This is a genomic window from Streptomyces himastatinicus ATCC 53653 (genome assembly GCF_000158915.1).
Classification (GTDB): domain Bacteria; phylum Actinomycetota; class Actinomycetes; order Streptomycetales; family Streptomycetaceae; genus Streptomyces; species Streptomyces himastatinicus.
On the sequence record NZ_GG657754.1, the window covers coordinates 6,549,501 to 6,552,371 of the forward strand.

Annotated in this window: 3 protein-coding genes and 1 pseudogene; 3 read left to right on the top strand and 1 reads right to left on the bottom strand. The window is 68.2% G+C overall.

The annotated features are described in order from the left end of the window. From SSOG_RS27890 to SSOG_RS27900, 3 genes are all read left to right on the top strand, one after another. The coding region (locus tag SSOG_RS27890; protein ID WP_483754810.1) for a helix-turn-helix transcriptional regulator at positions 1-411 on the top strand (411 nt) is incomplete at its 5' end. A 461-nt stretch (positions 412-872) separates the two neighbouring features. After that, positions 873-1,436 carry an ABC transporter permease gene (locus SSOG_RS56380; RefSeq protein WP_245606640.1) on the top strand — a complete coding sequence of 188 codons (564 nt, stop codon included), beginning with the start codon at positions 873-875 and terminating at the stop codon, positions 1,434-1,436. 84 nt (positions 1,437-1,520) lie between these two features. Continuing rightward, positions 1,521-2,573 (top strand): ABC transporter substrate-binding protein, encoded by a 1,053-nt coding sequence (locus SSOG_RS27900; protein WP_106516672.1) that lies wholly within the window; start codon positions 1,521-1,523, stop codon positions 2,571-2,573. Here the strand turns inward: SSOG_RS27900 and SSOG_RS27905 are convergent. Beyond that, positions 2,570-2,871, bottom strand: a pseudogene (locus SSOG_RS27905) (hypothetical protein); the annotation flags it as partial. The gene SSOG_RS27900 and the pseudogene SSOG_RS27905 overlap by 4 nt on opposite strands.

Here is a 2,871-nt window from a genome sequence, read left to right on the forward strand (position 1 = left end):
CCGCACCCCGCACAGGTCAGGATCGCCCCGGTGCCCCTGCCCACGGCCGTGATCGCCGACGGGCGGACCGCACTGGTGTGCACGGAGTCCGCGGACGGGCGGCACACCTCGGTCATCGAGGACCAGGTGGTGGTCGGCTCGCTGTACGGCATGTTCCGCTCCATCTGGTCGGGCGCCACCCCCGCCCCGCGCCCGCTCGACTTCGGCAACCGCGCCCGTACGGAGATGGTGCGGCGGGTGCTGGCGCGGCTGCGGGACGGGGTCACCGATGAGGCGGCCGCCCGCGATCTGGCGATTTCCGTGCGTACGTACCGCCGCTATGTCACCGGGATCCTGGAGCTGCTGGACGCCAACTCACGCTTCCAGGCCGGGGCGCGCGCCTCCGAGCTGGGCATTCTCGGGGATCGCTGAGGACATGGCGGGAAGTACGGCCTCGGAATTGTTTCGTTTTCCCATCGACATTGTGAACCGGTGTGCGCTGGGGATAGGTTGCACGCGGGCGTGCCGCGATCTGGCAACCGCCGGTAATACAAGGGGATTTGGGGATGGGTGAGGGGTACGGGAGCGGTACGGCGGCCACTGCGGTTGCGCGTGGTGAGCCGGAACCGGTGACGCCGCGGCGCGAGCCGCATTCTCCCCGGCCGCCGCGGGTGGATAAGACCCGCGAGACCGGCGGCGGGCGTCGCACGGGAGTCATGTTCCGGGGAGTGCTTCCGCCGCTCGTATTCGGGTTGGCACTGCTTCTCGTCTGGGACATCGTCACCCGTACCGGAGCGGTGGCGGAGTTCTACCTTCCGGGGCCGGTGGACTTGGCCCGGTATTTCATCGACCAGGTATTGCACGATTCCCTTGTCGACTACACCTGGGAAACCGTGCGAGAAGCGCTGGCCGGAAGCGGTATGGGAATCGGAGTGGCGCTGCCGCTCGGCTATCTCATCGCCCGCAGCGACCTGGCGGCCGCCGCGCTCCAGCCGTACATCGCCGCGTCGCAGGCCGTGCCCGCGGTGGCGCTGGCCCCGCTGCTCGCGCTGTGGCTCGGCTACGGACTGCTGCCGATCGCGGTGCTGTGCGCGCTCCTCGTCTTCTTCCCCATCCTCGTCAACACCGTGCTGGGGCTGCGCGGCCTGGACCCCGAGGTGCTGGGCGCCGCCCGCGTGGACGGCGTGGGGTGGTGGGGGATGCTCTGGTACATCGAGCTTCCGCTCGCCCTGCCCAGCATCCTCGCCGGGGTGCGCAACGGGCTCACGCTCTCGATCACCGGCGCGGTCGTCGGGGAGTTCGTCATGGGCGGCGACGGCCTGGGGCAGCTGCTGTCGGTGCAGCGCCAGGCGGCCGACACCATCGGCCTGTTCTCCACACTCGTCATGCTCGCCCTGCTCGCCGCCGGTCTGTACGGCGTGGTCCGGCTGGTCGAGCGGCTCGCACAGCGTGACTGACCGGTGAGCGACCGGTCGCATCCGATTCACGAACATCCGATTCACGAACATCCGATTCACGAGTCGATTCGCGAGGAGAAGTACGTGCGTTCTGTGCAGACGACCATGAGGGGTGCCCTCAGACAGCGGGTTCTGGGGGCGGCTCTCGTGTCGGTGGTGGCCGCGGCCACCCTGACCTCATGCGCCGAGGAGCCGAAGGACGCGGAGGGCAAGGGCGGCAAGAACATCACCGTAGGGCTGACCTACACCCCGAACATCCAGTTCTCGCCCTTCTACGTGGCCGCCGAGAAGGGCTACTACAAGGACGCCGGGCTCAAGGTGACGCTGCGTCATCACGGCGCGTCCGAAGACCTTTTCGGGGCCCTGACGTCGGGCAAGGAGGACGTCGTCTACGCGGGCGGCGACGAGATGCTCCAGGCGCGCGCCGCCAAGAATCTGCCCGTCGTGGACATCGCGACGTTCTACCAGAAATACCCCGTGGGCCTGATCGTGCCCAAGGACTCCGACATCAGGAAACCGGCCGACCTCAAGGGCCGTAAGATCGGGACGCCCGGCCCCTTCGGCGAGACGTATTTCGGTCTGCTCGCCCTTCTCAAGGAGGGCGGACTTTCCCCGAAGCAGGCCAAGATCCAGAACATCGGATTCACCCAGCAGGCGGCCCTGACCGGAAACAAGGTCGAGGGCGTGATGGGCTATCTGAACAACGACGCCATTTCCTTCGAGGAGGCCGGCAAGGAGGTCCGGGCGATTACGCTCGACACCGGTGACAAGGGTGATCCGCTGGTCGGGGTCGGTCTGGGCGCCAAGAAAGACGTGCTGGAGAAGCGCGGCGACGACATGAAGAAGTTCGTCGCGGCATCGCTGCGCGGGCTGCGCTACGCGATGGACAACCCGGACGACACCATCAAGCTCAGCGAGAAATACGTACCGGGGCTGCGCGGCGAAAAGCAGAAGAAGAACGCGATGGCGGTCCTCAAGGCCACGATGCCGATGATGAAGACGGAGCAGGGCGAGGTCGGCGTCAACGACCCGCAGACCTGGACCCGGATGGCCGATTTCATGTACGACCAGGGGCTGTTGGAGAAGACGGTCACCCCTGAGGACGCGTACGACAACGGCTATCTGCCGAAGTCCTAGCCGCTTCGGTCGACCGCGGGAGGGACGGCCGCCGCGCGCCGGTGCAGTGCGGCGGCCACCGCGAACGCGGCCCCGGCACCGGCCGCGAGCGCGGTCCAGCTGCCCGTCGCCGAGAGGTGGGCGACCACGAACAGCCCGATCGGCGGCCCGGTCGCCGTGCCCAGGTTCCACGCGAGGGAGGCCAGCGCGCTCGCCCGCCCCACGGCCGTCTCGCCCGACCAGCGCAGCAGCAGCGGATAGAAGGCCGAGGAGTACGTCAGCTCGCCCGCCGCGAGATCACCGCGAACGCCAGCAGCAG